At 70.3% G+C, this 2,891-nt stretch carries 2 protein-coding genes; both read right to left on the minus strand.

Going from position 1 to position 2,891, the window contains the following annotated elements; genetic code table 11:
• Positions 1–164, minus strand: a 164-nt coding sequence (locus A9W95_RS28510) for a hypothetical protein (protein WP_156746394.1), incomplete at its 3' end; no start/stop codon positions are given.
• A 76-nt stretch (positions 165–240) separates the two neighbouring features.
• Positions 241–2,891: arabinosyltransferase (locus tag A9W95_RS24865; protein WP_067418898.1), on the minus strand; the 2,651-nt coding region annotated here is incomplete at its 5' end.

Here is a 2,891-nt window from a genome sequence, read left to right on the forward strand (position 1 = left end):
ACGTTGCCGTCCGCGGCGGCGCCCTGGGGCCAGCGGATGGTGGCGGTCGTCTGCCGCACCGGAAGCAGCGGGACCAGCAGACACAACACCAGCCCGGTGATGCCTGAGACGACGGCGATCAGCCGGGCGATTCGGTGGAATCGCTCTCTACCGTCGGAGGACACGAGGCTCGATGGTAGGCGAAGCTGCTGAGTGGGTTTCGGATGCGGGGCCGCGCACGAGCTGACTAGGCGTTTCGGTTCAGCCCTTGCGCAGCGGCGCTGGATCCCACAGGCCGCTGCGGGTCACGGTGCCCAACTCGAGCCGGGCCGGCGGGGCGTCGGAGTAGTACGGCGTCAACCGCTGCAACGCGCCCCAGTCGCGGAACCAGTCGTCCTTGAGGTAGCTGGCCACCGTGGTGGCGTGCACCAGCAGCTCGGTCACGCCCAGCGGACCGCCGCCGAGGTAGTCCATCACCGGGGAGTTGGCTTCGGCGCCGAACCGGTCGGGCAGGATGCGCCACTTCGGTGTCTCGTCGACCCCGTTCTGGTGGCCGAACGGTCGCTGGCACGGGAACGCCAGGCCCACCAGCCAGTCCAGGAACACCGGATCCTGGTTGCCGACCACGTCTTGCAGGGTGCGCAGCTGGGGGATCCGCGGCGGGGTCAGGGCGATCCAGTGCTGCGGGGCCAGGTCGTCGTCGTCGGCCACCAACCGGATCTGGGTGGCCGTGTCAGGGATCGCCGACAGCGGGGCCCGCAGGTTGCGCCAGGCCGGGACCGCCCCGACGTCGGCGAAGCCCATCGAGCCGCCGTGGCGTCCGGCGGCCGCCTCCGCGTCGGTGGCCCACTGCACCTGGACTTCCCGGGGATCGAAGCGGCCCGCCGCCGTCACCACCAGCAGCGGGGACTTGCCGCCGCGCTGGTCCTTGGGCGGCAGCCGATACCACCCGGACCGCAACATCGCGGGCACCTGGATGCCGGAACGCCAGCTGCCCAGCACCGGGGTGCGGGCCGAGTCGATGTTGAACGGCAGGCGAGCGCGGGAACCGTTGATGCCGGGCGCGGCGGTGGTGCCGCCTTCGGTGCCCGGATCGCTACCGCTGATGACGCCGTCGTCGCTGGCGAAGTTGCGGTCACCGGGCCGTTCCATCACCGGGTCGGCGGAGACGTCGGCGGGGATGCCGTTGGGGGTGAACGCCTCGGACAGGCCCGCCCCGAGGGCGTCGACGGGCGCGGCGTTGACCGGCGGCAGCATCCCGGCGTTGGGGTCCATCTCGACCAGCACGTCGTCGGCCAGTCCGCACGTCTTGCCGGTGAGCGCCTGCAGGTTCGACCGGCCGACCGACCAGGCCGGGTATTGGGTGATCATCGCCTGGGTCAGCGACACCACCTCGAACAGCACCAGCAGCCAAGTCGCGATCGCCAGGGGTGACTGCACCAGCCGGGCCAGCCGCGGCCGGTCGCGGGTCAGGCGGCGCGGCACCCCGTTGGCGGCGAAGTGGAACCACGCCGCGATCAGCAGCACGACCACCGTCAGCTCGAGTAACGCCGTGGTCAGCGACCACCGCCATTTGGGGAACGCGTTGGACCAGGGCACCCCGAAGTTCGACACGTACCACCAGCCGTTGACGCTGGCGAAGGACAACGCCATGACGAACAGCACCACGGCGGCGAACAGGGTGCGGTTGCGTCGGGAGCGCATGGCGGTGCTGGTCACCGCCACGGCCGCCAGCGCCCCCAGCGAGCCGGCCAGTCCGGCGAACACCCCGAAGTGGTGGGTCCACTTGGTGGGGGTGAACATCATCGCGAGGAACGAGATCACGGTGATGCCGATGATGCGGCGACTCGGCCCGGCCGCGGTGCCGGGGATGCGGCCCTTGCGCAGCGACATCGCCACCGCCACCGCCAGCGCCAGCAGCAACGCCAGCACGGCGAACCGGCGGGCCACCGATCCGTCCGGGCTGGCCATGAACAGCCGCTCGTAGCGGATGTGCTCGTCGAACCATTTCAGGCTGGGCCCGACGGCTTGCTTGAGGACGGTGGCCTGACTTTCGGCCGCGAAGCTCTGGTCGCGGAAGATCAGGATGGCAGTGACGGTGACCGCGGCCAGGATCGGGGAGATGAGCGGCAACAACCCGAACCGCTTGGAGCGGCGGTGCAGGATTGTCCGCAGCGGTCCGATGGCCACCAGCAGGGCGCCGATGGAGGCGATGCCGGTGGGGCCGGAGAACAACGTCAGGGCGCCGACGATGCAGGCGATGGCAACCGGTAGCAGCCGGCTGGTGGCTACCGCGCGCTCCACCGAGCACCAGGTCAACAGGATGCCCAGGGCGATGATCGGTTCTGGGCGCAGGCCGTTGTCCAGCGGCAACCAGACCGCCAGGAACATGCCCGCCGCCGTCCAGGCCGCCGCCCGATTGGTTTTGACGGCATGCCCCAGGCGGGGGATGACTTCCCGGCTGATCACCCACCAGCAGGTCAGCGCCATCACCAGGGTGGGCAGCCGCATCCACACGCTGGTGCTGCTGATGTGGGCCCACATGGCCAGCAGGTTGTAGTACCAGCCGAACGGGTCTTCGGGGGTGCCGAACCAGCGGTAGTAGTTGGACATGTAACCGGCGTGCTCGGACACCCGCGCCATGGTCAGGATGTAGCCGTCGTCGGCGGTGTTGGCGCCGACGAAGTGCCACCACACCAGTACGGCCAGCACCAGGGCGTCCAGCGCGCCGACCGACCACCACCGGGCGGGTAGGAAGCGCCGGTGCCGGGTGCCGTCGGCGGTGTCCAGGATGTGCAGCGCGATCAACGCGGCGCCGGTGAGCAGCACGCCGAGGATCATCGCGGCCATCTTCAGCGGCGTGGGGCTGGTGCTGTAGCGGGTGTCGACGGTCGCCGAGAAGCTCAGCCCGG

This window comes from Mycobacterium sp. 1423905.2 (assembly GCF_001673155.1).
Taxonomy (GTDB): Bacteria; Actinomycetota; Actinomycetes; order Mycobacteriales; family Mycobacteriaceae; genus Mycobacterium.